Genomic DNA, 13,801 nt, shown 5'->3' on the forward strand with positions numbered 1-13,801 from the left:
CTCAATAGTGATTCTGTAGGAAAATTGAATTTTAGAAAGTAATTGTAAATCCGTGCAGGGAATTGTAAAAAGAATACGAAATGTTCCAATGATTGAGTTCCGTAATCTTTTTTACGATAGCCAGGCCAAGTCCGTTACCTTGCGAAGACGGATCAGATTTGGAAAAGCGGTTGAAGAGCTTATCGTTTGCTAATGCCGTTTCTGGACCTGAGTTTACAAAGGCCAACGTATTTCCGGCAATGGTAATCACAATCTTCCCATTTTTGACATTGTGGCGGATCGCATTCAGGAAAAGGTTGTTAATCAATACTTCCAACAGCGCGGGGTTTGCAGTAATCTTCAGGTTTTCCGTGAATTCTGTAATGATGGAAAGATGCTTAGACTTAGCCTGCTCCGTAAAAAAATCAAGATGCTTTTTGATATAGTCATTCAGTAAAATCTCCTGCTTATCAGGGAAATTATCATTTTCAATCTTTGATAACAACAACAGGTTTTTGTTCAGCCTGTTCATCCTGGCCACATCATTATTGAGCGATGCTGCCAAAACCGATTGTTCCTTTGAAAGGTCAAGTTGCAGCAGCATATCGATCCTCGACTGGAATAATGCCAAAGGGGTTTGCAACTCATGCGCGGCATTTTCGATGAACTCGCGTTGCGTATTATAGATATTCGTGTTTTTGTCTATCAGGCGTTCGAGGCTTGCGTTCAGGTTATTGAATTCATCAATGTCTGTGGAAGGAAATTCAGGTTTTTGGTTTTTGTCAATCTCAAATCCCCGAATCTGTTCAAGCGTAACGTAAAACGGTTTCCATAAACGTTTTGTTGCTGTTTTCGTAATGATGAGGATTCCTGTAAGCATCAATACAATAATCAGCAGGAACAGCAAGCCTGTACTGAAAACCATGTCCCGTTTTTCAATCAGGTTAATCCTTGCTGAAAAAGTAAACGGCTTTCCTTCAATGACTATGGGTGCATTTAATTCGCGGTAAGGTTCGTCCTCATTTTCAAGTTTATCAAAATACACCTTGACGAAAACCATGTCTTTTTTTATTCCATTGGCAGGCAGGATGGAAACATTGCGGTTGTATTTGTTCCACACGGCAATATCCTGGATCCTGAATCCGGGAAGGTCATTTTCGATGAATTCTTTCTTGTGCAGGTTCAGCGTCTCATCCGTTTCCTCTAGGTAGAGGTAGTTCGTGGTGAAATAAAACAGTGGTGCCGAAACCAGTAATATCAATACTGAAAATATCAGGATATTCCCGGTGCTTTTTTGGAGTAATTTTTTAGCCATCTTCCCATTTATATCCTAATCCGTAAACGGTCCTGATGTAATCACCGCTTCCGGCCTTAGCCAGTTTTTTCTTCAGGTTCTTGATGTGTGCGTAAATGAAGTCGTGGTTGTCGAGCATATCGGCCATGTCGCCGGAAAGGTGTTCCGCAATCGCGCCTTTGGACAGCACCTTGTTTTTATTCCCGATCAGGAACAGCATCAAATCGATCTCCTTTTTAGTGATGTCGAGTTTGTTTCCGTTCACGGAAACGGTTTTTGAAAGGATATCCACTACAATCTCATTGAAAACCACATTGTTGCTTCCGTTGAAATTCTTGCGCCTGATTAATGCCTGCATCCTCACGAGCAGCTCGGCCAAGTGAAAAGGCTTTGTGACATAATCGTCTGCGCCGAGATTAAAACCTTCCAATCTGGAGTCTAACGTTTCCTTAGCTGAAATGATAATGACACCTTCAGTTTTGTTTTCCTTCTTCAGCTCCCGTAAAATATGGAATCCATCGCCATCAGGCAGCATCAGGTCAAGCAGGATGCAGTCGTAGTCATACGAACCGATTTTCAGAAGCGCTTCTTTGTAATTCGCCGCCACTTCAGAATGGATGCCGTTTGGCTTGAAATAGTTTCTGATTCCGTCCGCTATTTCGGTTTCATCTTCAATAATCAGGATTTTCATGCTGCAATGTAATGATTCGATTTTGAAGGAAATCTGAATGAGGGAAAATATCCAACAGAAAAATAAGGTAACGCTAAATCTGGGCCTTACTTTGCTCCGGATAAAGGTTGTGGTTGTCCAGCCTATTTAATCACGTTGCTCAGCTCGAACATAGGTAAGTATAAACCAATCAATAAAAATCCCACGATAACTCCTACAATTAATATAATCAAAGGCTCTATAAATGTCGCGATTAATTTTGACTGCCTTACAACCTCGCTGTTAAGCTGTTCGTTGAGCTGGCTGAAAATAAGATCTGTCTGGTTGGTTTCTTCGGCTATTTTTATCAAGGCAAGTATGCGATGGTCAAAAATTTTGTTGCCTTTTAAACTCTCACTAAGGCTTTGTCCTTTTAGAATTTGCTCTTCGGCATGCCGCAAAGCTTTTTTCAGGGGCATAAATCCAATCATATCCCTTACGATTTGCAGGCTGTTCAAAATCGGAAACTTTGCGCTTGAAAGCAACGATACCGCCTGCATAAACTGTGACATATATATTTTCAGTAAAAATTTCCCTATCACCGGTAAGTGCAATAACCCGTTTTGAAAGGCCTCTTTGATGTTTTCTTTTTTTAACATGAATTTCAGCAGGAAGATCAGGCCGAAGATTAAAAGAACAATAATCCATCCGTAATATTTTATGCCATCAGATATAGAAATAATGACTTTAGTGATATATGGCAACTCGATGTTATTTTGACTGAAAAGCCCTTCGAACATAGGCACGACGAAACTTAGCATGAAAATCACGACGATCGCAGCTGTAGATAAAACAATCATAGGATAAGTCAGGGCGCTCATGATCATCTTTTTTTGTTCGGTCCTCCGCTCAAAAAAGATAGCCAGCCGATGGCATATTTTCGGCAATGCTCCGGTTTCCTCCCCAATTTTAATGGAAAAGAATTCATATGCCGTGAAGTGCTTTTCAGCTCTAATGGCTTCTGAGAGCGAGCTGCCCGCAATAACTTTTTCAAGGATGTTGCTGAATGTCGATCTTGCGGTGTCTTTTTTTTGGTTTTCTTTTATAAGATCCAGTGCATCTTTAATGGTAACGCCCGCCGGAAGCAGGATGCTGAGTTCGTTATAAAAATCATATTTTTGTTTTGAAGACAACCTGCTGCCAAAAAGCGATATGTCTTTCCGGAGCAGCGTGTCGATACCGGAGTAAGCGCTTTTTGCAGGTGCAGTCTCAGTATTTTTCAGTTTAAAGGCCATGTCTGGTTCATAAAGAGTGTTGTGTCATTCCTTTTAAAAACAAATAAATGCGCTGCAGTTTTTTCATTTCCGGTGTCGAAGGAAACGGCATCGACCAGCCCGGCGGTCACTTCTTCTCCCTGAAAAAAAGCCCTTTTTATTTTTACGGGCAATTTTAAAGTGTCTTTATCCCGGATAACAGACTCATTCAGGAAATCATAAAAAACAGAATCTGTGTCGGACTTCAGCGTCAGGCTTAATTTTGCGGAATCATATGAAATTTGCGAATGCCTGTTAAAATCAAGCCAGATGCGCTCTTTAAATAAGGCAAGCTGTTCAGTGTTTTCATATTTTTTCTGGACGCCGGTAAATTGCTTTTTGACTAAATTCAGCACCTCAAAAGCCAATCCTACTACAATTAAGGCTATAATCATGGTTACCAGCAATTCCGAGAGCGTAAAAGAATTGATTTTCCTAGTCATACATCCTTTTTTTTGAGATCGTTTTTCCGGTCTTTTCGTTTTTTACTTCAAGCGCAATCTCGTTTGGTCGCCCGATGTTGGAAATATTGTCGATTGAGATGTCCCAATCCTGGTATTTTTCATGATAAGGCAGTTGTATTTTTTTGTTCTGGATAAGGTATTCTATTTCATACAGCCTGTTTTCCACTGCGCCGGTTTCATTGTGGTATTTATTTTGCAGAAGATTGTTTATCACAAGGCTGGAAATGCTAAAGATAATCAGAATGAGCACCGTGGCAATAAGCGATTCAACAAGCGTACTCGATTTTATTTTTTTCAATACAGCCATTTTGCGATTCCTTTTGGGTTATCTTTAAATGGCAGTCCGCAGAAACTGTCCGTAAAATCCAGCGCGGTTATTTCGCCGCCGTAAATGTGGTTGATGAAAACAGACCCAGCCTCATTTACAATAAACTGCTCGGTAAATACAGAGCCATGTACCTTTCCCCTCATTTCAAAATTCCCTTCACAAAACACCTCTCCTTTTATTACTGCATCGCTGTTCAAATATACCTGCGTCTTAAAATCGTTTCCTACGGCCGATTTCAGGTAGCAAATCGTTCCGGCAATCGTAGATCCTGAATCAACGAGGATGGAATGATCTCCCAAATCGGATAATTGCCGCCCTTTTTGCGGTACCTCCATAAGTACAAGGGCTGATGGATATGCCAGGGTACAATTTTTACCGACCGTAATGCGGTGGTCGGAAAATGCCTGAAAATTCCCAGTGACTTCATCCTCAATCGCTATTGTGGGTGCCATCAGGATGACATCTTTAAGCACGGTGTTTTTTTTTACGATTATCGACGTTTCCGACTTTATAACTATATTACCCACCATATAGGTGTTTGCGAGTGCGATTTCGCCCTTGCTGTATATTGTTTTTGTCGGGAGCGAGAAGGAATTGACAATTTTTGTCCGTGCCGTTTCAATGGATAAATTGGTCTGGTTGTACCGGACATCATTCATCATCCGGGTCAAGTCCTGCCGATAATTTTTCCTGAAGTCTGGCAATTCTTTAGCACTGGTTTTGCTATTTCCCTGAAATAACTGCACGCCGTTAAAACTTTCTCCGGCAATATATCCTGGTTTTATACCCTGGCCGGGAAGAAAAATGGTTCCCTGAAGGATGGTATGGCCCACCACAATCAATGGTTTTAAGTTGTCCTCTAGGTATAAAGCTGGCCTTTTTTGCCGGGTGATTTGTGTGCCCAATAGCGCAACACGCATGAAATTCTTTTTCCGGTGCGAAGCCTTGGAGGATGCTTTCTCAAAAATTCCCCATTTGGAAAGATGGACCTGGACTTTATGATTTTTTCCGCTCAGCTGCGGAAGCTGGATTGTATCGGTAATGTTTTTGGTTTGAGTCAGCAGGAAAGAAATCCCCGAATTTGAAAGCGTAATATTTTCAACGGAGGCTTCGGATTGGTTAATGAAAAAGGTGTGGGTGTTCTGGAGCGTTATCAATGCGGTAAGCAGCAATGCAACCACGAGCCCTGTGAGTACGGCAAATTGAAGTGCCCCGGAATATAATCTGGCATTGGCTCGTTTTAGTTGCTTCACGGTTGTATTGAAATAACTTTTTGGACTCCATTGAAAATTATTTTGACGGTTTTGCGATCGCCATCCTTTATCGTGATCCCTTTTTCCTGGATTCCTTTCTTCATCAGGAATGTGGCGCCGTCAATCGTCAGCATGTATACCTTCGTTTTTTCTTTGACATCCGAAACAATCCCTTTATACCTGACCTCGGGCCATTGCAATCCCTGTGATGCAGTTTTCTTTTTAAACCCGCCCGTATGGGCTGCCCTGCCATTATCTGCTGAAAGTATTTTGCCTAAAAAGGGATCTCTTGGATTTATATCGATTAAAATCGCATTTTTTTTCATGACAGGCAGTGGCCGCAATGTAAGTTCGGGCATTTTGTCTGTTACATTATCGGCGTCGCCATAATTGAATAATTGATATACAATCAGCCCCCAGATCCCAATAACGACCGGAAGCAGGATATATATGCTTTTTTTGCTGTTCATCGCTAATTAACGGTAAAACTGAATGCGCTGCTGGAATTGCTGACATTACCAGCTGCGTCAAATGACTTCACTTTCCAGTAATATGTCCCTGATGGCAGCGTCAGGACGTAAGGACTAGCAGACTGTGTCTTTGATTGCAATAAGGTCTGGGCGGCATTTGTATAAATATAGATGCTGTCCTTTTCTGCGCTGCCCCCGGAGAACGCACTGTTCCATTCAAACGAAACTTCAGGTTCCTGCGACGGGTCTGCATTTTCGGGCTTGACAAGCACGGGAGTCGCCGGCGGGGTAAGATCAACCATTATTGCGCGCGATGAGTACAGCGTATTTTCGGCACCATTGCTTGCCCTGACTTTCCAATTAAATGAACCCTCAGGAAAAGTAAAAGCATAGTTCGTATTTGCAGTGGTTTGGTCCAGGAGGATGGTATTGGAGTTGTCGTATACCTGTACCTGGTAATTCATTGACCCCAGTATAGGCTGCCAGGTTAAATTCTGATTTGATGCATTGGTCACCAGATTGTTGGAAGGGCTTGACAGCGCAACAGCATTATCCTGAAAATTGTCATTGCTCACAATTTCGAAAGAACGTGTCGCATAATTAGTATGGTAGGCACTATTGACTGCCCGTACCCTCCATTGGTAATGGCCAATGACCAACTGCTGGGTAAATGAGGTATTGGTTACGGTGGTGTCCAGGACAATCTGTAAAGGGTCAGTGAAATTTGGTTTGGCAATCTCAAGCTGATATCCGGAAGCTTTATTAACGGCATTCCAGCTAAAGGTGATTCCTGTAGAATTAAATTGTGTATTGTCTCCTGGAGCGACAAGGGTGATTTCGCTATCTGAAATATCTTCCTCCATGATGATTTCACTGCACGAAAAAAGTAATATGCCAGCGACTGACAATATGATGGATTTACGTAATAATGCCCGGTATGCCATAGTCTTACATTTTGAATAGGTTTTTATTCCTTTCCTTTTCTTTAACTTTCGAAAAGGTATTTCCCTCGCAGGAATGGCATTCTGTGATAATGTTTGCCAAATACCAATTGCTTTTTTTATTCAGGGACCAACAGCATTTACTTAACTCATAACCTACAATAACACCTTGCTGTAAGTCTATCACATCAGTTTTTTTATTTGCCTTGAATAACTGCAGGGAATATTTATGATCTTGTTCATTGATGAGGTAATAGGAGTCTGCCTGTCGTATTTTGGCTATGTTTTCCAGAGAGAGCGTCGTTGCAATTCCTGTCACGAGTCGGGCGTTTTCAGTGTTTTTCAGAAAGTCCACGATGCTTTTGTTGGCCTCTGAGTTTATCTCATCCACATAGCCCCGTAAATCGAGGATGCGTATGACGGCCATTTCAGGCTTAAACTTTAAACTGTCGGCAAAATTGATTTTGGCTTTACCCTGATCGCCTGCGACTTTTTTCTGGTAGGCTTTGTTAAAGGTTTTGGTAAATGGAGAAATGACAACCTCAACCCTTACTTTGTTATCTATAATGGGAAATGCATAGGTAAGGAAATCGTTTTTAAAGAGGGTGTTTTTTTGCAGCCCGGCACTTCCAATTTCAGTATTGGCATCGGAAACTGTAAAATTTGAATGGTTCACAGTGACAGTCTTACACGAAAGCAAAGCCACCGCTAAGCCCAGGATAACATATTTTGTCATTAATCTCTTGTTTTTGTAAAAATAGATAATTCTGAATGTGAATTTACTTTTAAATAAAAAAATTATCTCATTACGGCAGCAGCTGTTTTATTCCAAATGCAGTATCTGCTTTTCAAAAAAAACTGATGGAAATATAAATTTCCCGAGAACCCATTTTTTTATATATTTAGCTTTTAATTAAAATAATCCGACTATGTACAGATTAATCGTGTTGTTGTGCTTTACGCTGATTTCCCACACCATTCATGCACAGGATGATTCTAAAAAAGAAGCTTTGAAATTGATTGAGGTCAGTGGCGCAAAAGTCCAGATGCAGATGGTTAAAAATCAACTGCTCAAATATGTCCCGAAGGTGAAGCAGGCAGCGTTCCTGTCAGATTATGAAGCTTCGCTGCCGCAATTATATGATAGTTATGCTGATGTATACCTGAAATTGTATACTCCTGATGAGATCAAGACGATGATTGCTTTTTATGAAAGCCCTGTCGGAAAAAAAATGTATGCAAATGCCTCCGAGATGTCCCAGCGGTCGCAAGCTTTACAGGAGGTATGGATTGTGAAGTTGCAGGGCCTGGTGCAGAAATATCAATCCGGTACTGATTAAATTTTCGGGTATTGGTTTAATGATCCGGATTGGTTATTTCGGATATTGGACAATCCACTTTATGTTGTTTAGCTCGCTGAGCGTGTATTGATTGATTGTAACTTTATCGCTTTTCATCATATTGTCAATATTGTTTTTTTTAATATCGTCAATAATAGCGCTTTCTGTCGGCTTATAAAATACCAGGTAAAGTATATTGCCTGCAGCATTTTCCTCAAGCGGGCCGATTATTGGGCTTCTCCTTAGCGGAGAATCTTGATCATGGCTTTCTATCGTCCCGCCGGCCGATACCCTGTAATATCCTTCCTTTCCATTGATTATCGTCTCATAGCTCACTTGTTCGTCCGAATTGTTCCTTATGACCAACTGGTCTTTATTATAATGGCAACTGCTGGCCAACACTGTGAAACATAATAATAATATCGCTTTTTTCATACTGAGCATTGTATGTATTTGAAATGAAATTATGTCTTACCATTGTAATGATAAGACATAGTAAATATAATGTTTTTTCGTCGTATTGCAATTGAAGGACGAGGAGCGGTTCAAGTTATTTCCTCCGAATTTTCACAAAAAGCTTGTTTGTCAGCCGGTCATAAACCGGTCCAGAAGTTAAACCTACCACTCATCTAGAAGATAATCCTATTGTCATCAAAGAAAAACCTCGGGTTACTCTGATCGTGTTCCCCTGTATATATATACCATAAAGTATTTGCGGATTTTTCATGATAATGCTGCTCCGATCCTTTGTCGCTGGAATGCATCACGCTTGGTATGACGACCGCTGCAATGTATAGTCCCGGCCCTAAGATGCGATATTGTAATGCGTGGCCTGGTTCGTGGGTGTTATAATAAGGGTCTTCAGATCCGGTCAATCCCGGTTTGGTTCCTTTAGTTGGATATAGTACAAAACTTCCCGGAGTTACTGCGCCTTGTCCATTAAGGAAACTGGTTTCCCATTCCGGAACGCCATAATGGTAACCTCTGAACCTCAGCCAGTCAAATCCGATATTGGTCTTAAAGTTCAGTGTAGTGTGCCTGTTGAACCATTGATATTTTTCTAATAATTTCCTGGCCAGGCTACCGCTTGACGATTTCTTATCATGATATTTGATTACGGGCAGTCCAACCTCATCGAGGTTGTATACGGTTTTGTCAGCATTCCATCCGGACCCTTTATTTAAAAACCCATCTTTATATTTAATTCCGAAATTTCTGGAAGGATCCATGTTGTCAACGTTAGGATTTGAAATTACGGTGCCTTTAAACCCTCCGGCTACCCAACTCAGGAATGCGCCAAGTTTGGTTTCATACCCTCCATCCGGATCGATGTTTACGGCAGGGTTGTTACCCATACCGAGGTAAGGGGAGAAGTGCTGCCCATACGGGTCAGGCGACATCCACCTTCCGAGCCTTCCGTCCCAGAGCCTTAGCTTGAAGGCCTCCATTTCGGTGGACTGGTCGATTTCCTGTCCCTGGAATGCATACCTGTATGCATTGGCCGAATTCCTTCCGGCAAGTTGCTCCCCGAACGGGTAGTAATCGGCGAAGGCGTTCATTGCCACGTTGTTTGGATATGGGTTGCCTGTTTTTTGTATTACTGCCCTGACGTTGCCCAGATGGTCCGTGATTTCGTAATTCCTTACCTCAGGGTTCGGCGATACGGCCTTCATGCATATCCCCAGCCTTGAGATACCATAGATGGGCATCTCCTTCTGTACGACCGACGATGGGCTCGATGCGAGGCTGGTATAGAGTGCCATGAGGTTCCCGCTGAGGTCCGATACGTAATAGTCGGTGCTGTATAGGTTGGCCGTCCCTGTTGTGAAGTTCTCCTTTTTGATGCGCTGCCCCTGCTCGTTGTAATAGATCCGCATTACGGGGAATGCCGATGCGAAGGACAGGTTGCCTTTCCTTACTTCGGTGACCAGGCCCTGTGTGTTGTAGGTGTAATGGGTGGTCTCGCTTTTGTCGAGTGTCATCTGCCCGAGGGCATTGTATACATAATTGCCTGCGGCCTGCGGATTGATGTCGTTGACATAGGAGGTGCTGGTTACTGCATCTGTGACGCTGGCGAGCTGGTTGGTCCCTGTGGTGGGGTAGTTGTATGTCAGGTTGTCGACGACCACTGCGGTACTGTTGGTGCGCTGGAGCTTTGTTATGTTGCCGTTTGGATCGTACTCGAGGGCTTTTTCCTGATATTGGTCCGGGTATGTCGGGTTGGGCGTGATGACCCCCGAGGCATTGGTGAGCCCGAAGGCTGACGAGGTGAGGTAATTGTTCTTGTCGTAGTTGTAAAGGTACGCCTTCTGCTGTGCCGTTACGGACCCTGTCTGCCAGTCCATCAGCGAATTCTTTGTGGCCGATCTGGTGGCCTTGATGTTGCCGTTGTAATCAGGGGTTATGCTTGGCGAGGTGATGATGTTTGTACCTGCCCTGTTGTAGTCACCGGCATAGTAATCGATGGACATCCCGAAGAGGTCCGGTACGACATTGGCATTTGGTGTGCCCGGAACCCCGTCCCGTCCGGGATCCTTTAGTTGCTCAAGGCTGGGGTGGTTGATGCTCTTTAGGCTTCCCCCGAGGGTATAGACATAATCCATCCCCTGTGCGCCCTGTGCGATATTTACCCTCTTGAGCTCCCCCGTTTTGTAATAGGTGTATTCAGCCTCCGTGGAAAGGGGGTTGTTGCCCGAGGCGGTTTCTACTTTGGAAAGCAGGCCGTTCACGGTGTAGGTGTATTGATGTGTAAAACGTTCCCCGGTATTGTTTTTCTGGTAGGTCACTTTTGCGATATTCCCTTTATGGTCAAATTCGTAGTCGATTGTTTTTACGACAGGAACATTTCCGCTGCCTTCAATGCCTCGGATATATTTCGCCATCCATTCTTTCCTGTTAAAAATATCATAGCTAAACCAACTGATGGCATCGACAGTTCCCGGAATTGTGCTGGACTCATCATATATCACGGCGACCATACCCGTTACATTATGCTGTGTGTAACTTGGTGCCAACGCCGCTAAAGTGAGATTGGACGGTATCTGAATTGATGCTAACGCATTATTATCAGCATAGTCATAAATTACAAATGACCTCTCGCTTCTTGTTGTTCCGCTTAAAGAAGCTGTATTGTCAGCATTTGCCTCAGCGTCTGTCCATATTGTTGCATTGCCTGATAGCACGCCGCTTTCGACGGGCCTTCCGTAATCGTCATAGTTGGTGTAGGAGACCTGGTTGGATGCTGCCTGCAGCGCATTTTGGGAATACCTGATGAGTCCGTCCCTGCGGTAGGCGTATCTAGTGGTTCCCTTGTCCGGATTGACGGATTGTATGACCTTTCCGGCGGTGTTGTAGGTGTAGCTTGTGGCAAAATTGGGTGACCCCATATAGGAAGGCACCGCCGATATGGCCACCGTTGCTGGGTTTGCCGGGTATGCTGCCTTAAACCCGTTAGGCTGTATTGTTTTCCTGAGCCGCCCGACCTTGTCGTATATATTTAGCGCATAGTCATAATAATTGACCTTGTAGGCTATGCCCTTTGCCCCGTATGAGGTGGTTACGATGCTACCCGATGTACCTACATATGTCTTTGCGTCCGTGGTTGGGATTGCCTTTGCCGCCACGCGGTATGCATGCCCGCCAGTGAGCGGAGTCGCTGCAATACTGCCTGTCTTAAGGTCATATACGTCGTATAGGGCATCGCCTCCCAGCAGGGTGATGTCCGAGGGCTGTATGCCTGAAGGGATGTGCACATCTATATATCCCTGTGTACCGATTACTGATATTACCGGATATGGATTGACTGAATTTGAGGCCCCGGCCCTTGCACTGGCCAACACCTTGCCTTCCCCATCGGTGAATGACACCGACTCGTTGCCGTTGGCATCTACCTTTACGGCTTTATAAAAACGTGTAACGACCTCTTCATATCCGCTGTTCACGGGGCCGTCGAAAAAGTCCCTCCCGAAGGCATAGTACATCTCCTGGGCTGCAGGGACGGTATAGGAGTAGCCGGTCTTCCATTCCCCTGCGACCTGGTTTCCGCCCACCGTGCTGATGATCTTGCCGGGGTTGAGCTTGTCGTAATTGGCTTCGCTGTAAGGCTGCTGGGCCGTTGGCTGGTATGGCTCGATGGTATTGCTGTTGGCGTAATAGGTGTCCAGTGCGACGGACTTCACGATGGGGTTTGAAAGGAAGTTCATCTTCTCGAACTCAAAACAGGAGATCGCCGGATAGGATTCCCTGTATTTGCGTCCCATGCCGTCATAAATGGTTTCGGTTCCCCATATGATGTTGTTGTTGAAGTCCTGGGTCAGTGAAACGGAGGGCTTGCCCAGGGCATCGAAATAATTCCTGGATTGCCCGTCGAGATCTCCGGTCTTGATGTCAAACGACATCGATTCCTTATAGTTCTGCTCATTGGAGTAGTTATGCACATAATACAGGTACGGGTCTATAGGATGTAACGGAACGTTCAAGCCTGCGGGCAGCGCCATCGGTGTGGCGAGCCCTACCCCGAAGGATACGCCGCTGTTGGTGTAAAAACTGTTCGGGTCGTTGCGGTAGATCACGTTGCGGAACTGGTTTGTCTGCACCTCTACCCATGCACCCGGCGCAGGCCATGACATAAATATATATATATACCCAATCTCGCCATTGAAGAAATATCCGTTGGCATTGTCTATCTTAGGCTGTATCTCGATCGTGTATCCCCCGACATCCATGTAATCAAGGGCATGTTCACGGCTGGTGCTGCCGTTAAGGTACGATACCTCGTCAGCGATTTTTCCCTGTGGGGTGACCAGTGTGACCTTGTCGACCTCGTTGAAGAGTACCATACGGTTTTGCAGGATGATGTCCTGCTCCGGATTGGTTATGTTTGGCAGTGGGAAGAGTTCCAGGAATTTCTGCCGGCCTCCGATGACGCTCTGGGTCCCGAATCCCGGTGCATAAAACCCATTGTAGGTGATGATCTTGAAGCCCCCGGGCTGTATGATCAGGTTGTTGCCCTGCCCGTCGGTGGTGTTGAATGTGTAGGAGGTGTGGTTGTCATCTATGCGCCAGCCGTTCAGGTCGATGGGCGTATCGGAGGAATTGTAAAGCTCGATGTATTCGCCGAAGGAATGGAAACGGGCCTCGATGTCCTCACAATAGTGGGTGTCGAAATAAATCTCTGAGACCACGACCCCGCCATAGCCTGAGGTAAGGCATTGCTGTCCATGGGACCTAAGGCCAAGGAACAACGCCAGTAAAAATATTATCTGAAACTTATTTTTCATTATCTCCGGATTATTAACAGAAACATGGATTTAATATATTTATGCTATTCTGCTTTTATGAATTCGTATTTATGCATATCATCAGGATCTCCAATCCAAGTAAACACCTGCAAGGGTTTCTCTCGCGTGCCACCTTGGATTTCGAAAGTGATATCAATCTTATGGCTGCGTCGCTTTCCGTCTTCAATATAGGTTTTATCGATGCCAAAATTACTGTAAAGCGCTTCGCTGTGTAATCGTAAACTGTAATCCCCGTCGTTTTTTACTAACTGCCATTTGCCGCTAAAATCAATGGCTTTCCCGTTATCTTCATTTGAATCTAACTTTCCGATATCTACCTGTTTGGCAATATAGGTGCCGTCAGTATTTAGTTTTATTACAGCATTGTCGGATGAAGATTTCCAGATTCCCACAAAATCTGCCTTTGCCATAACTCCGGTGCAGGCTGATAGGATTGAAAATAAAAAACCGGCAATTATGATTTTCTTCAT

The 13,801-nt window shown here is 44.1% G+C and carries 13 protein-coding genes; 1 reads left to right on the forward strand and 12 read right to left on the reverse strand.

Annotated elements, in window-relative coordinates:
* Positions 1-31: 31 nt before the first annotated feature.
* The 9 genes from HYN49_RS04830 to HYN49_RS04870 all read right to left on the reverse strand — a co-directional run bounded on the left by HYN49_RS04830 (position 32) and on the right by HYN49_RS04870 (position 7,427).
* Complete coding sequence (locus tag HYN49_RS04830; RefSeq protein WP_108903068.1) at positions 32-1,294, reverse strand: sensor histidine kinase; 1,263 nt, start codon at positions 1,292-1,294, stop codon at positions 32-34.
* Positions 1,287-1,964, reverse strand: a complete 678-nt coding sequence (locus HYN49_RS04835; RefSeq protein WP_108903069.1) for a response regulator transcription factor — start codon at positions 1,962-1,964, stop codon at positions 1,287-1,289. Before HYN49_RS04835 ends, HYN49_RS04830 begins: the two co-directional genes overlap by 8 nt.
* A gap of 122 nt (positions 1,965-2,086) precedes the next feature.
* Positions 2,087-3,217, reverse strand: coding sequence for a type II secretion system F family protein (locus HYN49_RS04840; protein ID WP_108903070.1), 1,131 nt, complete (start codon positions 3,215-3,217; stop codon positions 2,087-2,089).
* The gene (locus HYN49_RS04845; protein WP_108903071.1) at positions 3,202-3,678 is read right to left on the reverse strand and encodes a PulJ/GspJ family protein; all 477 of its coding nucleotides are present in this window, start codon (positions 3,676-3,678) and stop codon (positions 3,202-3,204) included. Before HYN49_RS04845 ends, HYN49_RS04840 begins: the two co-directional genes overlap by 16 nt.
* Complete coding sequence (locus tag HYN49_RS04850) at positions 3,671-4,006, reverse strand: hypothetical protein (protein ID WP_108903072.1); 336 nt, start codon at positions 4,004-4,006, stop codon at positions 3,671-3,673. Before HYN49_RS04850 ends, HYN49_RS04845 begins: the two co-directional genes overlap by 8 nt.
* Positions 3,994-5,280: a hypothetical protein gene (locus HYN49_RS04855; RefSeq protein WP_108903073.1), complete on the reverse strand. Its 1,287-nt coding sequence runs from the start codon at positions 5,278-5,280 to the stop codon at positions 3,994-3,996. Before HYN49_RS04855 ends, HYN49_RS04850 begins: the two co-directional genes overlap by 13 nt.
* The gene (locus HYN49_RS04860; protein WP_108903074.1) at positions 5,277-5,750 is read right to left on the reverse strand and encodes a hypothetical protein; all 474 of its coding nucleotides are present in this window, start codon (positions 5,748-5,750) and stop codon (positions 5,277-5,279) included. Before HYN49_RS04860 ends, HYN49_RS04855 begins: the two co-directional genes overlap by 4 nt.
* A gap of 2 nt (positions 5,751-5,752) precedes the next feature.
* Positions 5,753-6,694, reverse strand: a complete 942-nt coding sequence (locus tag HYN49_RS04865) for a hypothetical protein (protein WP_108903075.1) — start codon at positions 6,692-6,694, stop codon at positions 5,753-5,755.
* A gap of 4 nt (positions 6,695-6,698) precedes the next feature.
* Positions 6,699-7,427 carry a hypothetical protein gene (locus tag HYN49_RS04870; protein ID WP_108903076.1) on the reverse strand — a complete coding sequence of 243 codons (729 nt, stop codon included), beginning with the start codon at positions 7,425-7,427 and terminating at the stop codon, positions 6,699-6,701.
* 193 nt (positions 7,428-7,620) lie between these two features.
* On the opposite strand from HYN49_RS04870, the gene HYN49_RS04875 reads away from it, so the two are divergent.
* Positions 7,621-8,031 (forward strand): DUF2059 domain-containing protein, encoded by a 411-nt coding sequence (locus HYN49_RS04875; RefSeq protein WP_108903077.1) that lies wholly within the window; start codon positions 7,621-7,623, stop codon positions 8,029-8,031.
* A 33-nt stretch (positions 8,032-8,064) separates the two neighbouring features.
* Here the strand turns inward: HYN49_RS04875 and HYN49_RS04880 are convergent, their stop codons facing one another.
* The 3 genes from HYN49_RS04880 to HYN49_RS04890 form a co-directional block, all read right to left on the reverse strand.
* Positions 8,065-8,466 (reverse strand): hypothetical protein, encoded by a 402-nt coding sequence (locus HYN49_RS04880; RefSeq protein ID WP_108903078.1) that lies wholly within the window; start codon positions 8,464-8,466, stop codon positions 8,065-8,067.
* Between the two features lie 194 nt (positions 8,467-8,660).
* Positions 8,661-13,310 carry an RHS repeat-associated core domain-containing protein gene (locus HYN49_RS04885; RefSeq protein ID WP_108903079.1) on the reverse strand — a complete coding sequence of 1,550 codons (4,650 nt, stop codon included), beginning with the start codon at positions 13,308-13,310 and terminating at the stop codon, positions 8,661-8,663.
* A gap of 44 nt (positions 13,311-13,354) precedes the next feature.
* Positions 13,355-13,801 carry a DUF2147 domain-containing protein gene (locus tag HYN49_RS04890; RefSeq protein ID WP_108903080.1) on the reverse strand — a complete coding sequence of 149 codons (447 nt, stop codon included), beginning with the start codon at positions 13,799-13,801 and terminating at the stop codon, positions 13,355-13,357.

Source organism: Flavobacterium pallidum, from assembly GCF_003097535.1.
GTDB classification, from domain to species: domain Bacteria; phylum Bacteroidota; class Bacteroidia; order Flavobacteriales; family Flavobacteriaceae; genus Flavobacterium; species Flavobacterium pallidum.

Coding starts and splice junctions, on each gene's coding strand:
- HYN49_RS04830 (WP_108903068.1), bottom strand. CDS start 1,294: ATGGCTAAAAAATTACTCCAAAAAAGCACCGGGAATATCCTGATATTT.
- HYN49_RS04845 (WP_108903071.1), bottom strand. CDS start 3,678: ATGACTAGGAAAATCAATTCTTTTACGCTCTCGGAATTGCTGGTAACC.
- HYN49_RS04880 (WP_108903078.1), bottom strand. CDS start 8,466: ATGAAAAAAGCGATATTATTATTATGTTTCACAGTGTTGGCCAGCAGT.
- HYN49_RS04875 (WP_108903077.1), top strand. CDS start 7,621: ATGTACAGATTAATCGTGTTGTTGTGCTTTACGCTGATTTCCCACACC.
- HYN49_RS04885 (WP_108903079.1), bottom strand. CDS start 13,310: ATGAAAAATAAGTTTCAGATAATATTTTTACTGGCGTTGTTCCTTGGC.
- HYN49_RS04850 (WP_108903072.1), bottom strand. CDS start 4,006: ATGGCTGTATTGAAAAAAATAAAATCGAGTACGCTTGTTGAATCGCTT.
- HYN49_RS04890 (WP_108903080.1), bottom strand. CDS start 13,801: ATGAAGAAAATCATAATTGCCGGTTTTTTATTTTCAATCCTATCAGCC.
- HYN49_RS04870 (WP_108903076.1), bottom strand. CDS start 7,427: ATGACAAAATATGTTATCCTGGGCTTAGCGGTGGCTTTGCTTTCGTGT.
- HYN49_RS04860 (WP_108903074.1), bottom strand. CDS start 5,750: ATGAACAGCAAAAAAAGCATATATATCCTGCTTCCGGTCGTTATTGGG.
- HYN49_RS04865 (WP_108903075.1), bottom strand. CDS start 6,694: ATGGCATACCGGGCATTATTACGTAAATCCATCATATTGTCAGTCGCT.
- HYN49_RS04835 (WP_108903069.1), bottom strand. CDS start 1,964: ATGAAAATCCTGATTATTGAAGATGAAACCGAAATAGCGGACGGAATC.
- HYN49_RS04840 (WP_108903070.1), bottom strand. CDS start 3,217: ATGGCCTTTAAACTGAAAAATACTGAGACTGCACCTGCAAAAAGCGCT.